Below are 15,464 nucleotides of genomic sequence, written 5' to 3'. Positions count from 1 at the left end.
GTGAATTCAGGAGCGTGCACACGCTCAGGCGCATCAGCAGTTTCGTGTCGGGCATGTTCGCCTTCACGCGACGGTCAGCAATTCTGCCGCGTCGGCCGGGATACCTCCGAATGTCAGTCGGTGCCTGCGGACACCTCTACTTGGGCCGCGGACGAGATCGGTTCGGGGATCTCGTCGCCGTCCTCGCGCATCCATTCAAGGTGGTACGTGAGCGCCTCCTGCATCTGCTGCACGGTCTCCTCGTAGGTTTCTCCGACAGCGATGCAGCCGGGGATATCCGGTACATACGCTGAGTAGCCCGTGCCCGTCGTCTCGACGATCGCGGTGTAGGTCATAGTGCTCATCGGGACCGTCCCTTCGCTACTCCGGCCTGCCGCACGATGTTCTTCCACGTACCCGGAGCAACCTCGCCTCCTAGCTTGCCCGGAATCGTGACCTTACCCGGCTTGTACGGGTGTACGTAGTGACGATGGCTGCCACGAGTGTTCTTGAGGTGCCTGCCATCGGCGGTGACCATCCGTATCGCCTCTCGCACCGTCGGCACCCAGGCGACTCTAGAATCTCAGTATTTTTCAGTCTATTTGATTTTCGAGAACTCGCGCCTGGAGACGTCCGCCCGCCGGGGCCTGCAATCCAGCGACTCGCGAGGTGTCCTGTGCCGCCTCGAGGACAGCGCCAATCGCCTCTCGAGAGCTATTGGCGCGGTGATGGTCGGATTCAGTCATTTGTTCACTCGCGTCGCTCCGAGGCTACGCGGCCCTCCATGTCTCAGCGGTTGTACCACCGGGTCCCATCAGGCAAGTCACGCTGGGGTTGCAACCTTCAACGCATCCCGGTGCTCGCTGTAGGCCGGCGATGCTGTGCCTCCGGTCCGAGGTTCAGCCCACCGCTGGTATGCCGGTCATCGCCTCGGCAATGGCTTCGTCGCTGAGGTCCACGTCGACAAGTGCGCCCGAGAGGTAGGCCTCGTACGCCGGGAGGTCGAGGTGACCGTGCCCGCACATGGCAGTCAGGATCGTGCGTTCCTGCCCGGCCTGCTTCGCCGCTTCGGCCTCGCGCAGCGCCGCAGCGATGGCGTGCGTGGGTTCGGGTGCGGGAACGATGCCCTCGCTGCGGGCGAACTGCACTGCCGCCGCAAAGCACTCCTCTTGTGGCAGCGCCAGCGCTTCCACCAGACCGAGGTCGTAGATGTGCGACAGCAGCGGCGACATCCCGTGGTAGCGCAGACCGCCGGCATGGATCGGCTGGGGAATGAACCCGTGGCCGAGGGTGTGCATCTTGAGCAGCGGGGTCATCATTCCGGTGTCGCCGAAGTCGTAGCGGTACTCGCCCCGGGTGAGCGTCGGACAGGCAGCAGGCTCGACGCAGCGGATGGTCGGGTCCATCCGTCCGGCCAGCTTCTCCCGCAGGAACGGGAAGGCCAGCCCGGCGAAGTTCGAGCCTCCGCCCGTGCAGCCCACGATCACGTCGGGCGTCTCGCCGATCTTCGCCAACTGCAGCAGCGTCTCTTCCCCGATGATCGTCTGGTGCATGAGCACATGGTTCAGCACGCTGCCGAGCGCGTAACGGGCGCTGGGGTCCGCAGCCGCGGTAGCCACTGCCTCGGAGATTGCGACACCCAGCGAGCCCGGGTGGTCGGGATCGGCTGCCAGCAGCGACTGGCCGTACTCGGTCGCGTCAGATGGGCTCGAGTGCACGCGGGCACCCCAGATCTCCATCATCGTCTTGCGATACGGCTTCTGGCGATACGAAGCAGCCACCTGCCACACCTCGCACTCGATGCCGTATTGGGCGGTTGCGAACGCCAACGCTGAGCCCCACTGTCCGGCCCCCGTCTCGGTGGTGAGCTTCGTGACGCCCTCGGCGTGGTTGTAGAAGGCCTGCGGCACGGCGGTGTTCGGCTTGTGCGAACCGGCCGGACTGACCCCTTCGTACTTGAAGAAGATCCTTGCGGGTGTGTCCAGCGCAGCTTCAAGCCTGCGAGCGCGGTAGAGCGGGCTCGGCCGCCACAGGCGATACACGTCAAGCACGTCGCCGGGGATGTCGACGTAGGACTCGCCGGTGACCTCCTGCATGATCAGACCCATCGGGAACAGCGGAGCCAGGTCATCAGGACCGATCGGCTCGCGTGTGCCCGGGTGCAACGGCGGCGGAGGCGGTGCCGGAAGATCGGGAATGACGTTGTACCACTGGGTCGGCATTTCGGTTTCGTCGAGTACGACCTTGGTCAGGCCGTCACTGCGTTCATCGCTCATCGCGTGCTCCTTCCCTCGTGCATGACGCAACTGTGACTGGACAGGCTGCGTGCGCGCGGACTGTACCCGCCGTCGGCGGTGAGCCTCGCCGCCAGCGCATCGAGACCATCCCGGCGATCCTCGAGAGCGACAAGTCCGTCAACTGCAGCGCCCGCGCGCAAGAGCGCAGAACCAACTCAGGTGTATCAGCTGATGCTCGCTGGAACCTCAACCTCGATCGCAGACGAGATCGACTCAGGGATATCGTCACCGTCCTCGCGCATCCATTCGAGGTGGTACGTGAGTGCCTCCTGCATCATCTTCGTGGTTTCCTCGAAGGTCTCTCCCGCTGCGATGCAGCCGGGGACATCTGGCACATACGCCGCATAGCCAGTGGTGCTCCGCTCCACGATCGCGGTGTACGTCAAGGTGCTCATGGGAACCGCCCCCCTTCCAGTCCGGCCTGCTTCAGGATGTTCTTCTACGTCCCCGGCGGGAGTTCACGGCTGGGCTTCCCGGCGATGGTCACCTTACCGGGCTTGTCGGAATGCACGTAGTGACGATGGCTGCCGCGAGTGTTCTTAAGACGCCAACCATCAGCCGTGACGATCCGTACCGCTGCTCGCACCGTAGGCACTCACAGGAATCCAATATTTCATTAATTTTCAATCTATTTCATTTCCACGCACGGGCACCGGGAGGCGTCAGGCGTCGAGGCCTGCCAAGCTGGGCGGCGTGAAACTTGCAACTGGAGTCGGATACTGGTCGGCAGGGCCGCCACCGGACGCGCTGGAGACGCTGCAGCTTGCCGAGCGCCTGGGCTTCCATTCGTTCTGGACCGCTGAGGCCTACGGTTCGGACGCCCTCACGCCGCTCGCGTGGTGGGGCAGCCACACCGAGCGCATCGGCCTGGGCACGGGCATCGTGCAGATCTCGGCCCGCACGCCGGCCGCAGTAGCCATGGCGGCCATCACGATGGACCACCTCAGCGAGGGTCGGTTCATCCTGGGCCTCGGCGTGAGCGGCCCACAGGTGGTTGAGGGCTGGTACGGCCGGCCCTACCCCCGCCCGCTCGCACGCACCCGGGAGTACATCGAGATCATCCGGGCAATCCTTGAGCGCGACAAGCCGGTCAGCTTCAGCGGCGACCACTACCAGATGCCCTACCCGGGCGGCATGGGCTTGGGCAAGGCGCTGAAGTCGACCGTGCACCCGATTCGGCCCGACGTGCCGATCTACCTCGGCGCCGAGGGGCCGCGCAACGTGGCGCTGGCGGCAGAACTCTGCGAGGGCTGGCTGCCGCTGTTCTTCGCCCCCAAGGACAACCAGTTCTACGTGGATGCGCTGAACGCAGGCTTCGCCGCTGCGGGCAAGCCGCAGATCGGCGCCGACGGGCGCATTCCGGCCGACGTGGACTTCGAAGTCGTCTGCCCGCTGACCATCGTGCCCGACGACGACATCGAACGGGCAGCCAACCGTGTGCGCCCGATGTTGGCGCTGTATATGGGCGGCATGGGTGCTCGCGACGCCAACTTCCACTACGACGTGTTCTGCCGGATGGGCTACCAGCACGTCGCCGACGAGGTCCAGGACCTGTACCTCGACGGGCGCAAGCAGGAAGCCGCAGCAACGATCCCCGTCGAGCTGGTGGAAGAGGTGGCGCTCGTCGGGCCGATGGACAAGATCGCCCGTGACCTGCGCCGCTGGGACGACACGGTGGTGACCACCCTGCAGATTGCCGGCCCGCCACAGCTCCTCGAAACGATGGCGGAGCTGGTCGCCGACTGAGAGGAATCGACTCATGGACTTGACCGGGAAACTGGCAGTAGTCACAGGCGGCTCGGGCGACATCGGACGAGCTATTTGCGAAGCGCTGGCCGCGGCGGGTTCCGACGTCATCGTGACCTACGTGGGCGATCAGGAGCGCGCCGAGGCCAGCGCTGAGCTCGTGCGTGCAGCCGGCCGCACCGCCAGCGTGCTGCAGCTCGACCAGCGAGACGAAGCCTCGATCAATGCAGCAGCGGCAGCGGTGGCCGAGCACGGCCGCTGTGACGTGCTGATCAACAACGCTGCGTGGAACATCGGCATTCCGTTCAGGAATCTCGAGATGCTCGACTCCGCAACCTGGGATCGTGTGCAGGAGACCAACCTGCGCGGGCCGTTCCTGCTGACCCGGGCTCTGGCAGAGCTGCTGCAGGACGGCGACGGCGGGCGGGTCGTGAACATCGCCTCAATCGGCGGGCTGTTGCCTGGCTCCAGCAGCATCGCTTACAGCTGCTCGAAAGCGGCGCTCATCCACCTCACTCACTGCATGGCCGTCGCCCTCGCTCCGGCGGTCACCGTCAACTGCGTGGCGCCCGGCCTGGTGGAAGGAACACGCATGGCCGCCCGCCTGCCCGACGAGATCTCCGAAGGTGCTCGGCAGGCAGCGCTGCTGGGACAGGTGGGCAGCCCGATCGACATCGCCAACGCCACCGTGATGCTGTGCGAGGCAGAGTCCATCACCGGACAGACCGTGGTGGTGGACGGCGGCAACCCGGCCGCGATGAACTTCGGCTGAGCAGCCGAGCTCGTCGAGAGGAGCCCCCGTTGACCTCCGCAGGAAACGGTGCGCGATCGCAGCCCAACGTTCTGTTCATCATCACCGACCAGCAGCGAGCAGATCACACCGGCTTCGGCGGCAACGAAGTGGTGCGCACCCCCCATCTCGATGCGCTGGCCGCACGGGGCATGGTGTTCGACAACGCCTGGGTGGCGAACCCGGTGTGCATGCCGAACCGCTCCACAATCATGACCGGCCGGATGCCCAGCGCCCACGGCGTGGTCTTCAACGACCGATCGCTCGAACCGGGCGCCAACACTCATGTGCGGCAGTTCCGCGCAGCGGGCTACCGCACGGCGCTCATCGGCAAGTCACACCTGCAACACGGCATGTCTCGCAACGCCGTGTTCCCGTCGAATCAAGCATCCGGAGCGGTTGACGAGTGCTGGCCGGCGGGCTGGGACACGCTCGAAGACGCTGAGCGCTACCTGGAAGGCGCACCCGAATTCCCCGACAGCTTCTACGGATTCGAACACGTCGAGCTCGCCATAGACCACGGCGCACGGGTCAGCGGGCATCATCTGTTGTGGGCGCTCGATCGCGGCGGCCGGCTCGAAGACCTGATGGTGTCGATGACCGCCGAGTCACCCGCACGGCGCCGCTCCGAGCGCTGGTGGCAGGTGTACGAGCCGCCGTACAGCGCTGAGTTCCACTCCAGCACGTTCGTGACCGAGCGCACTATCGCCTTCATCGAAGATGCCGCCAGGCGGGGCGGGCCTTGGCTGGCGTGGGCCTCGTTCCCCGACCCGCACCACCCGATGTCACCCCCCGGCGAGTGGTTCGACCGGCACAGCCCCGACGACATGGAGCTTCCGGCAACCGTTGACGATCCGCTGGTAGGAGCGCCCCACTATGTGCAGCTCGTCAGCCAGCTTCATCCGAGCAGTCAGCGCAACTGGGTCACGCCGTGCGGTGTGGCCGGCGACCACGAGCTCGTGCGAGAGGCCATGGCCGCCACCTACGGGATGATCGAGATGATCGACGACGGCATCGGCCAGATCCTGGCCGCGCTCGACCGTCTCGGTCAGGCCGACAACACGATCATTGTGTTCACCAGCGACCACGGCGACATGATGGGCGACCACAGCCTCATGCTGAAGGGCTTCCTGCACTACCGCGGCACGCTGGCGGTTCCGATGGTGATCGTCGACCCGCGGCGCCCCTCGGGTCGCACCGATTCACTGGCCGGAAGCATCGATCTGGGTCCGACGTTGCTCGAACTCGCCGACGTGCCTGGCTACGACGGCATCGGCGGCCGCAGCCTGGTGCCGGTGCTCGATGATGCTGGCGCCAGCGTGCGTGACGAGGTGCTCATCGAAGACGACTTCCCCGGGGCGCTCGTCATGAACCTTCCGATCCCGTCCAAGACCCGGACGCTCGTCACTGCTGACCTGCGGCTGACACGCCACAGCGACGGCTCCGAGCAGCTGTTCGACATGGCGGCCGATCCCGACGAGGTGGCACCGCTCGGCCGCACCGACCCGTCCCGGCGCGCCGAGATGTACGAGCGGCTGGCAGCAGCACTGATGGAAGCCGACGATCTCGCGCGCGGCATGCCGCTGAGTGCCGCCTGACCCTGCACGCTGACCGTTCAAGTTGCAGCGTCACCCCATGGGTAGCGAGCCGGCGTCAGCAGGGTCTGAGTGTTCACCAAGACGCAGTCGGCAGTGGGGCTGACCGCTAGGAACCGCGTTCGCCGAGTTCCCATTCTTCGTGGACTACGCATGCCGAGAGCTTGATTTGTTTGACGGTCACCTTTGCGTCAGACCTGTCCAGCGAAACACGGGCTGCCGCAGCGTCCCCTTGGAACGAGCAGTCGAGCGTTGGACCGTCGGCCTCGAACGCTGGCTGACCCAGAGACTGCAACGACGCGAAGATCGCGCTCGGTATCTCGACGAGCTGATACCGATAGGGAATCGACTGGGGATCGTCGCGAAAGGCCCGGAGCATCACAATTGCGTCGACTGCATCGCAGTATTGCTCAAACAGGGTGAGCGTCTCCGCCCGGCGACTCTTCGCCGATCGGACATCTTGAATCCACGCAGCCTCGGTGAGTTTCGAAATGTGGATGGTCGACTGCGACAGCCTCTGGGCGGCCGTCGACTTCAACGAGAGCCGTCGCGATCGTCCTTCAGGCGTTTCCACCGTCAGATCGACAAAGCGCTGTGTCGCCGAGGCCGGCGGATCGACGCTCCAACCAACGGCTTCGCATGCGTCCCGAAACGCGTTCTCAAAGCCAGTTTCCTTGAGCGCATCTACAGCCAACCCATGATGCGCAGAAATCAGGAGGCCGAAGTACTCAATCCAGTCTGGCTCGGCGGTGATCCAGGTTTGCCCCACCGCCGAACGCTGAGCCTGGGGTGGCTCCGAGAGCGATTCGACCATGCGGGCAACGAAGCGCACCCCCATTGGCGACAAACTCTCGATCTTGCGCCTCAGGGCGTCGCGGTCGCTCATTGAGCCAAGCGTCGCTCGATGAGATCCACGAATGCCGGGTTGAGCTCGATGCCGGCCCATCTGCGTTCGAGAGCTCGTGCGACGAGCAGGGTTGTGCCGGAACCTGCATAGGGGTCCAAAACGATGTCACCGGGCCTGCTGGTGATGGTGACACACTGAGCTGCGAGCGTCAGGGGCATGACTGCCGGGTGATCCTCGACCCCACAATCGTCGCGCCGTCGTGGCGCGGTGTTGATCTCCCAAACGGTCCTCAGCCGGCGGTCGTTCGGTCCACGGACGGCATCGACGTCGTAGAAGTAGTCCTTGTTCTTCGACAGCAAGAACAAGGTCTCATGAGCCTTGGTCGGACGGTCCCGGACCGATTCTGGGTGGGCATTGGGCTTGTGCCAGATCACTTCCGAGCGCAGCCACCAACCGGCATCTTGAAGCGCGAATGCCAAACGCCACGGCACCCCAATGAGATCCTTCGGCTTGAGACCCTCCGGCGTCGCTGGCCGCACCCGCATCGCACGCGCCCGGTTCTTCCGATCAGGGGCTCGGTAGCGTCGGTTGCCCGAGGTGTAGCTGTCACCGACGTTGAGCCAAACGGTGCCGTCGTCGGTAAGCACCCGCCGGGTCTTGTCGAACGTCACGACGATGCTCTTGACGTAGTCAGCAAGAGCGTCATCCCGGCCGATCTGATCGTCGACGTCGTAGTCCCGCAGCGACCAGTACGGCGGCGATGTCACGACTGTCTGGACGCTTCGATCAGGCAGCAGGTCCAAGCCTTCTTCGGCCCGCCCGCAAATGAGCACCGGCTTGCCGGATTTGTTGAGCGGGTCGGCGCGTGGAAGATCGACCCGTAGGTGTTCATGCTGTGGCCCGGTGGCTCGTCCGCCCATCACCACCGACCGTAACCGTTTGACGCGGCCCTGAGGCGAATCCTTGGGAAAGTCTTGAAACAATCGTTCAGCCATGTTCGGCACGCTAAGCGGACGGTGTGACAAACATACGTACCGCGAGAAAATTGCGGGTTCCAACGGTCTTGCGCAGCTCTGTGGCAGCTGACCCGGGCAGGAGCTACGGAAGCCCGCCGAGCCGATTCAGTTTCTGGACGAGCTTCGAGGCATTCTTCCGTTGTTCTAGAAGAAGCAGACCGGTCCCCTTGATGTCCCGGGCGAAGGAGTCCATCACGCCGTCGCAATACATATCAACGCTGTGCTGCGACCACTCCGACCCGCAAATCATGCAGTAGTAGGACAGCGTGCCAACAAAGGTCTCGAATGCCCACCGGGCTGCGAGCGCCGATTCGCCGTTCTCATCGGCAGTCGGCCTCAGATCGTGAATGTGAGGACAGACATTGCGCAGCTCTCCCGCGAGCCGCATGCGCTTCCGCCTAGATCGCTCGCTCGCTGTGTCCTCAAGTTGGTACGTGACGCCGAGGCCCATGCGTGGACGGTATCAAGGGGTCGCCTGCCGGGCGGTGATATGTAGTTCCGTCCGGTGCCTTACGAGACGCATGTGCAGCGACTCGACCGGGAGTATCACGCGGCAGAACCGCGCCTCCAGGGCGCCGCTGGGTCTTCGAACGTGTCGAGCATCAACCTTGCAACAAGGATCGCCGCTCCAGCAGCCAACCTCGCATGGCGGTCACGCAGCGTGATGGGTTCCTGCGCCTGACCGTGACCCGTGCCGCGGTCATTACGAAGTTCATTGATTTCGATCGCGATCTGAAGAACTCCGCCGAGAATCTTGCGGACCGGCCCCACTAGATCTTCTCGTTGGGTCGGTTCGCTTCTCGGGTGCAGCATCAGCACCTCGAGGGCTCTGTTGACGAGCCCTGGGAACTTGGGCGGAAACTCCTCGCCAACCCGAACGAGAATGATCTTGGCAGTCGACTCAAGCAACTCCTTGCTTGAGCCCAGCACCAGCGCCGAATCGCCGTCTTCAAGCGCGCGCTGAATCCGCCGAATATGGATACGTACGGCGGGAACGTCAGTGAGAGCCGAAGCCTCGAAATGGAAACCGCTCCCGTCCTCCAGCTGACCATTGTCGTGCAATGTGATCTCGTAGGTTCTCAACGCCTCAGCCAAACGCTGAACCACGGCTTCACCTGCGCGCCACTCGTTGGCAGGATCAAAAGCACCGTTCTCGCGGAGCAAATCGACGAGGTCGGTGACGAGTGGCACCAGATCCTCATCCCCAACCGACTTCACTACCTCGCTGACTCGATCTCGCTTGCTTCCGGATTCGGTCCGAATTCCGTACGTATCGAAGAAATCGTTGAGTTCGCCGTGCGTCGGACCGCCTCCACCTGCCCAGAATTCCCCGAGAGCGCGTGCGAGCTTGGCACGTTCACGTTCCTCGCTGGTTGGGGGCATGAAATCAGCGTATGGGGAGCAAGATTAAGCAGCCATGGTGGCGAGCAAGCGAGTCGGGAGTTCGTTTGTGATGATCGCAGCCCTCAACATCGAAACTCCAACACGTGGCATGAATTGAGCCAGCTGCGTAGCCTCACCCGCCATGCCGACCGACAAACTCGTGATGGACCATGTCGCGGTCGTCAGCGACCGCGCCTGGGACAACGTGATCCGCTACAGCCGCGACCTCGGCGGTCGTTGGATCGGCGGCCCCGACAACGACCCTGCGGCCCAAGCCGGCGACGACTTCTACTTCTGCCAGATCTCGTTCAACGGCGGCACGAGGATCGAGATCCTCGAGCCGATCGAGCACGAAGGCAGCGACTTCCTCCATCGCTTCCTGGCCCGCAACGGCCCCGGCCCGCACCATTTCACTTTCAAGACGCCCGACTTCGCCGACACCGTCGGCGCCTTGTCCGACGCCGGATACAACGTGATCGGCATCAACGACGAAAACCCGATGTGGAAGGAAGCCTTCCTGCATCCCAAGGACAGCTGGGGCATTGTCATCCAGATCGCCTGGGATGACGGCGGCAGCTGGGATGACGCCCCGCCCCTTCCGCCCACCCACCACGAACAGCCGACGGCGCTCGCTTCGGTCATTCACCTAGCGGCCGATGTGCAGGCCGCTGCAGCGATGTTCGAAGGGCCGCTCGGCATGGAGCGGGTGGACGAATGGAAGAACCCCAACATCGGAGTTGGGGTCGAGTTGCGCTCAGGGCCATGGAACCTACAACTCATCCAGCCGGCCGAGCCGAACATGGCACATTGGATGGGCAACCGATCAGGCCGGTTTCAGCTGCTGCACTTTCAGCTCGACGACCCCGGACTGGTACCCGGCGCACGCCGCGTCAAGCTGCGGGGAGGCGGCGAGCCACAGGACGCGATGTTCAAAGTGCCTCCCGAGCACAACCTCGGCGTCCGCCTCCTGCTCACCGAACCAGCCTGATCACGGGCTCGTCGTAGGCGGCTGCCAGCGGTCGACCGGCACGAGGCAGAGACGCCGGCCGGCGATCGGGGCCTCGTGCATCACGGCATGGGGATGGCGACAGCGGTCACCGGGGGACATCGTGACGATCTGATCCAGGACGCCATCGTTCTGGGGCCAATCGCACGCGACCGCTCGCAGCGTTCCATTGGGAGCCGTCCAGAAGCACTCTCCGACCTCGAGGACTGCGGCCGTAGTTTGCGCTCTGTCGCTGCCGGCGGACATGTAGGCACTCGCCACGAAGATCACGATGCCGAGGGTGGCCGCCACAGCCCACGGCAGCACGCGCACCACGATGGCGGCACGGCGATGGCTGACGACAAAGCCGCCGGGGCCGCCGGGTTCGGTCGTGCTGCCCGTGCGTTCGTGCGCCCAAGGATCTTCGAACTCAGCATCAGACGCCGCTGTACTGCCGGGTTGCGGGGCACTATTGGCACCGTGGGCCGCAGCGGCAGCTTCAGCCGCGGGCTTGGCGAGTTCAGCGCGCTCGGAGTCGTAGGTGCGTCGCGACTCATCGGTGCCGAGCACTCGCCAGGCTTCGTTCACTGCGCGCATTCGACGGTCTGAACGCTCGCCCTGCGCTTGGGGAACGTCGCCACGTTGATCGGGATGGTTGGCCCGAGCAGCCCTGATCCATGCGCGCCGGATCTCTGCTGTATCGGCGTCCGGACGCACACCCAGCGTCGCGTAGTGATCGGGCAACTGGGCCACCGTCGGCCTCCCAACTGCGACGCTACATCCGCGCACGAACGGCCATGCCGCTGCAACTGTGATTGCGCAGCGCGCCGCCGGGAACCTTCACCGGAATTGGCAGGGCGCGGCTCGCTACTGTGCGATGCCACGAAAACGCAAGGCGGTACGAAATGTCGGACATCGGATCACGCACCCCCGTCCTGGTCGGTGCCGGGCAGTTCATCCAGCGTCCGGAGAACCCCGTCGAGGCGCTTGAGCCCGTGGCGATGATGGGCGAAGCGCTCGCCAACGCGGCCCAGGACGCCGGCGCGCCGGGATTGCCTGCGCGCGCTTCGCACACTTGGGTCATCAAGGGCGCCTGGCCCTACCCGGATCCCGCGGCTCTGCTCAACCAACGATTCGGCGCGACAAGCAAGACCGGGCTGTCGACTGACGGCGGCAACACGCCGCAATCGCTGGTGAACCTGGCCTGCAGTCGCATTGCGGCGGGCGAAGCCGACGTCGTGCTGATCGCTGGCGCGGAGGGCATCTGGAGTCGTCGCCGGGCACGCCGTGCGTCCCAGCGCATTCCCTACACCGACCAGACCGGCGCCGTGCCCGACGAAGTGCTGGGCCGCGACGTCATCATGAACAACAAGATCGAGGTCGAACGGGGCTTCAGGGATCCCATCAACCTCTACCCCGTCTTCGAATCTGCGTTCCGAGCCTCACGCGGCGAGACCATGGAAGGGCATCGGGACCGGCTTGCGGCGATGTGGGAGAAGTTCAACCAGGCGGCGGTGGCCAACCCGTACTCGTGGATCCGCACTCCGATGACCGCTGAGGAGATCCGCAATCCGAGCCCCACCAACCGGTTCGTGGGCTTCCCCTACACCAAGTCCATGAATTCCAACTGGGACCTGGACCTCGCCGCTGCGCTCATCGTGTGCTCTGCTGAGGCCGCGTCGGCAGCCGGTGTGCCGACCGACCGCTGGCTGTTCCCCCTCGCAGGAACCGATGCCCGCGACACCGATTACGTGTCGAATCGCGGCGACCTGCACAGCTCCCCTGCCATCCGCGTCGCCGGACGCCGAGTCATGGAGCTGGCCGGCGTCGGCGTCGACGACATCGACCACGTCGACCTGTACTCGTGCTTCCCCTCCGCTGTGCAGATCTCTGCCATCGAGCTCGGTCTCGGTCTCGACCGAGACCTCACACTCACCGGCGGGCTGACCTTCGCCGGCGGTCCGCTCAACAACTACGTCACCCACTCCATCGCCACGATGGCCGGCGTACTGCGGGACAACCCCGGAACCGTCGGGCTGTGCTCGGCGAACGGCGGCTACCTCACCAAGCACGCATTCGGCATCTACTCGACGGAGCCGCCCGCGGACGGATTCCGCCATCAGAACTGCCAAGACGAGATCGACCGGTTCCCGTCTGTCGAGCTCGACGCCAACTACACCGGCAGCGCAACCGTGGAGGCCTACACGGTGATGCACGGCCGGACTGGACCTGAGGTGGCATTGGTCGCAGTGCGGACGCCGAACGGCCGGCAGTGGGCCCGCAGCACCGACCCGGCGCTCATGGCCGAGATGACCAAGACCGAGCACATCGGAACCGACGTCGTGGTCAACGAGGACTTCGAGTTCGCACCGGCCTGATCAGCAACCGAACCAGCCGTTGTCCACAGGGCCGCTCCACTCACTGCCCACACGTTTTCCACAACCGAAGAACCCACTGGCGCAAGCGCCGATGCTTGCGTACTCTCACGGACGCAGGGCGTACCGCCCCCGCCGCGCCCTGCTCCGGACACACTGGGGGCGTGAGTTGTCATGTCCGCCGCCAACGGGACCCGATCCTGCAAGCGCTACCTCAACCGAGAGCTCTCCTGGCTGGACTTCAACTACCGCGTCTTGGCACTTGCTTGCGACAGCGATCTGCCGCTGCTCGAGCGCATCAAGTTCGCGGCTATCCATGCGTCAAACCTCGATGAGTTCTTTCAGGTGCGGGTTCCGACGGTGCTCGACTCGATCGACGCCGGAGTGCGGCGGGCAGGCCCGGACGGGCTGACTCCACGAGCCCAGATCAAGGGCATTCGCGCCGCTGCCGCCGAGCAACTCCGTGATGCCTCGGCCCTCTTCGAGGACGAGCTGCGGCCGGCGCTCGCAGCCGAAGGGATCGAGTTTGTCGAGCCGGACGACCTCGACGACACCAACCGCGCATGGGTCGCGCAGCTCTTCGGCGAGCAGGTCTTTCCGGTCCTGACGCCTCTCGCCGTCGACCCTGCGCATCCATTTCCTTACATCTCAGACCTGTCGTTGAACCTCGCCGTGTTCGTGGAGCACTCCCGCAGCAGCCCGTCGTTCGCCCGGGTGAAGGTGCCGCCGATCCTGCCGCGCTTTCTGGCCCTGCCAGACGGGCACCGCTTCATCACGCTGGAGTCAGTCATCGCCGGGCATCTGGGCGACTTGTTCCCCGGTGTGAAGGTGATCAGCCACAGCACGTTCCGGGTCACCCGCGACGCCGATCTCGACATCGACGACACCGAAACCGATGATCTGCTCAAGCACATGGAACTCGAGCTGCGCCAGCGGCGTTTCGGCGGAGCGGTGCGGCTTGAAGCTGCGCCTGACCTGAGCGGGGCTGCACTGGACATGCTGACCCGCGAGCTCAAGCTGACCTACGACGACGTCTACACCTCGAAGGGGCTGCTCGGCCTGTCGGACCTGTTCGAGTTGTACGGGATCGAGCGCGACGATCTGAAGACGCCCTCGCACAGCCCGCGCACCCCGCTGCCGCTGCGCGCACCGAGCGAGGCACCGCCACTGCTGAGAGCGGGCACTGGGGGCCGGCGTGGGGCGGCGCCCGAACCGGAGGTCGGAGTCGACTTCTTCGACGTCCTCAAGCGCCAGGACGTCCTGGTGCATCTGCCGTACGAGTCGTTCAACTCCAGCCTCGACGCCTTCATCCGCCAGGCGGCCGTCGATCCCGATGTGCTCGCCATGAAGATGACCATGTACCGGACCTCGGAGCGGACCCGGCTGGTCGACTCGCTCATCCGGGCTGCAGAACGCGGCAAGCAGGTCGTGGTCGTCGTCGAGCTCAAAGCACGCTTCGACGAGCACGCGAACATCGAGTGGGCACGGATTCTGGAACGCGCGGGCGTCCATGTCGCCTACGGGGTCGTCGGACTGAAGACCCACTGCAAGCTGGCGATGGTGGTGCGGCGCGAGCCCCGAGGCATCGCTCACTACTGCTTCATCGGCACCGGCAACTTCAACGCCGACACAGCCCTCATCTACGAGGACCTCGGGCTGCTGACCTCCGATGCCGACTTTGCCGCCGATGTCGCAGGACTGTTCAACTCGCTCACCGGCTACAGCCGCAAGACCGACTACCACAAGCTTGCCGTGGCGCCGCACAGCCTCGGCCAGTCGCTCGTGAAGCACATTGCGGCCGAGGCCGCGGAGCCCGATGGCCACATCGTCATGAAGATGAACGCCATCGTGGACAACGAGGTGATCGACGCGCTCTACGGAGCGTCACAGCAGGGCTGTCGCATCGACCTCGTCGTGCGAGGCATCTGCTGCCTGGTTCCCGGCGTGGCCGGCATGAGCGAGAACATTTCCGTGCGCAGCATCGTCGGCCGCTTCCTGGAGCACAGCCGCGTGTATCGGTTCGGCAATTCCGCCCGCGGTCACACGATCCTGCTGGGATCAGCCGACGCCATGCCTCGGAACTTGCGCTACCGCGTGGAAGCGCTGGCGCCGGTGGATTCCCCCGCGCTGGCCGCTGAGCTTACCGAGCTCACCGACATGTACCTCGACGACGGCATCGCTCACTGGGAGCTCGGCAGTGACGGCGAGTGGACCCAGTACTCGGGCACCGACTTGCACGAATTGATGCTGGCGCGCCATGCCGATCGTCGCAGCTAGCGCGTCAGGTGCAGGGCGACCGCAGTTGCAGGCGCATCTATCTAGTGCAGGTTGGTAGAATGCTTTCCGTGATTCGCGTTTCGACTCACACAACGCTGCATTCCGCAACCGGGCTGCTCCTTCTTACCTAGGCGGGGACCGCACAGGTCCTCGCCCAACCTCCTGTGCCTCCGG

At 64.8% G+C, this 15,464-nt stretch carries 16 protein-coding genes; 6 read left to right on the top strand and 10 right to left on the bottom strand.

The window, feature by feature from the left end; all coding sequences use genetic code 11:
* Positions 1-113 precede the first annotated feature (113 nt).
* The 5 genes from ACOQPH_RS02775 to ACOQPH_RS02755 form a co-directional block, all read right to left on the bottom strand.
* Positions 114-344 (bottom strand): type II toxin-antitoxin system HicB family antitoxin, encoded by a 231-nt coding sequence (locus ACOQPH_RS02775; protein WP_420623226.1) that lies wholly within the window; start codon positions 342-344, stop codon positions 114-116.
* A complete protein-coding gene (locus ACOQPH_RS02770) occupies positions 341-517 on the bottom strand; it encodes a type II toxin-antitoxin system HicA family toxin (protein WP_420624294.1) in 177 nt (58 codons plus the stop codon). The genes ACOQPH_RS02775 and ACOQPH_RS02770 overlap by 4 nt, the downstream gene beginning before the upstream one ends.
* A gap of 361 nt (positions 518-878) precedes the next feature.
* Entirely contained in the window at positions 879-2,255 is a 1,377-nt protein-coding gene (locus tag ACOQPH_RS02765) for a TrpB-like pyridoxal phosphate-dependent enzyme (protein ID WP_420623225.1), read from the bottom strand.
* A gap of 185 nt (positions 2,256-2,440) precedes the next feature.
* Positions 2,441-2,671, bottom strand: coding sequence for a type II toxin-antitoxin system HicB family antitoxin (locus tag ACOQPH_RS02760; RefSeq protein WP_419552561.1), 231 nt, complete (start codon positions 2,669-2,671; stop codon positions 2,441-2,443).
* Between the two features lie 44 nt (positions 2,672-2,715).
* Positions 2,716-2,862, bottom strand: coding sequence for a type II toxin-antitoxin system HicA family toxin (locus tag ACOQPH_RS02755; RefSeq protein ID WP_419554837.1), 147 nt, complete (start codon positions 2,860-2,862; stop codon positions 2,716-2,718).
* A 107-nt stretch (positions 2,863-2,969) separates the two neighbouring features.
* Here ACOQPH_RS02755 and ACOQPH_RS02750 point away from each other — a divergent pair, with 107 nt between their 5' ends.
* Genes ACOQPH_RS02750 through ACOQPH_RS02740 form a run of 3 tightly spaced genes read left to right on the top strand, consistent with a single transcriptional unit; the run spans position 2,970 to position 6,410 of the window.
* Positions 2,970-4,022: an LLM class F420-dependent oxidoreductase gene (locus ACOQPH_RS02750; RefSeq protein ID WP_420623224.1), complete on the top strand. Its 1,053-nt coding sequence runs from the start codon at positions 2,970-2,972 to the stop codon at positions 4,020-4,022.
* Between the two features lie 13 nt (positions 4,023-4,035).
* Positions 4,036-4,794, top strand: coding sequence for an SDR family NAD(P)-dependent oxidoreductase (locus ACOQPH_RS02745; RefSeq protein ID WP_420623223.1), 759 nt, complete (start codon positions 4,036-4,038; stop codon positions 4,792-4,794).
* Between the two features lie 29 nt (positions 4,795-4,823).
* Positions 4,824-6,410, top strand: a complete 1,587-nt coding sequence (locus tag ACOQPH_RS02740) for a sulfatase (protein WP_420623222.1) — start codon at positions 4,824-4,826, stop codon at positions 6,408-6,410.
* 106 nt (positions 6,411-6,516) lie between these two features.
* Here the strand turns inward: ACOQPH_RS02740 and ACOQPH_RS02735 are convergent, their stop codons facing one another.
* The 4 genes from ACOQPH_RS02735 to ACOQPH_RS02720 all read right to left on the bottom strand — a co-directional run bounded on the left by ACOQPH_RS02735 (position 6,517) and on the right by ACOQPH_RS02720 (position 9,461).
* Positions 6,517-7,293, bottom strand: coding sequence for a hypothetical protein (locus ACOQPH_RS02735; RefSeq protein ID WP_419552556.1), 777 nt, complete (start codon positions 7,291-7,293; stop codon positions 6,517-6,519).
* Positions 7,290-8,174, bottom strand: coding sequence for a DNA-methyltransferase (locus tag ACOQPH_RS02730; protein WP_420624293.1), 885 nt, complete (start codon positions 8,172-8,174; stop codon positions 7,290-7,292). The genes ACOQPH_RS02735 and ACOQPH_RS02730 overlap by 4 nt, the downstream gene beginning before the upstream one ends.
* A 178-nt stretch (positions 8,175-8,352) precedes the next feature.
* Positions 8,353-8,721 carry a hypothetical protein gene (locus ACOQPH_RS02725; protein ID WP_420623221.1) on the bottom strand — a complete coding sequence of 123 codons (369 nt, stop codon included), beginning with the start codon at positions 8,719-8,721 and terminating at the stop codon, positions 8,353-8,355.
* Between the two features lie 95 nt (positions 8,722-8,816).
* Positions 8,817-9,461 carry an abortive infection family protein gene (locus ACOQPH_RS02720; protein WP_420623220.1) on the bottom strand — a complete coding sequence of 215 codons (645 nt, stop codon included), beginning with the start codon at positions 9,459-9,461 and terminating at the stop codon, positions 8,817-8,819.
* Between the two features lie 334 nt (positions 9,462-9,795).
* On the opposite strand from ACOQPH_RS02720, the gene ACOQPH_RS02715 reads away from it, so the two are divergent.
* Complete coding sequence (locus ACOQPH_RS02715) at positions 9,796-10,641, top strand: VOC family protein (RefSeq protein ID WP_420623219.1); 846 nt, start codon at positions 9,796-9,798, stop codon at positions 10,639-10,641.
* On the opposite strand, the gene ACOQPH_RS02710 is transcribed toward ACOQPH_RS02715, so the two are convergent.
* A complete protein-coding gene (locus ACOQPH_RS02710) occupies positions 10,642-11,391 on the bottom strand; it encodes a J domain-containing protein (RefSeq protein ID WP_420623218.1) in 750 nt (249 codons plus the stop codon).
* Positions 11,392-11,543: 152 nt separating this feature from the next.
* On the opposite strand from ACOQPH_RS02710, the gene ACOQPH_RS02705 reads away from it, so the two are divergent.
* Both ACOQPH_RS02705 and ppk1 read left to right on the top strand, forming a co-directional pair.
* Positions 11,544-13,016 carry an acetyl-CoA acetyltransferase gene (locus ACOQPH_RS02705; RefSeq protein WP_420623217.1) on the top strand — a complete coding sequence of 491 codons (1,473 nt, stop codon included), beginning with the start codon at positions 11,544-11,546 and terminating at the stop codon, positions 13,014-13,016.
* 171 nt (positions 13,017-13,187) lie between these two features.
* Positions 13,188-15,290, top strand: a complete 2,103-nt coding sequence (ppk1, locus tag ACOQPH_RS02700) for a polyphosphate kinase 1 (RefSeq protein WP_420623216.1) — start codon at positions 13,188-13,190, stop codon at positions 15,288-15,290.
* Positions 15,291-15,464 lie beyond the last annotated feature (174 nt).

It is taken from the genome of Candidatus Poriferisodalis sp. (assembly GCF_965221945.1).
In the GTDB taxonomy this organism is placed as follows: domain Bacteria; phylum Actinomycetota; class Acidimicrobiia; order Acidimicrobiales; family Poriferisodalaceae; genus Poriferisodalis.
The sequence above is the reverse complement of the archived record's forward strand: the minus strand, read 5'-3'. Positions and strand labels throughout refer to the sequence as shown.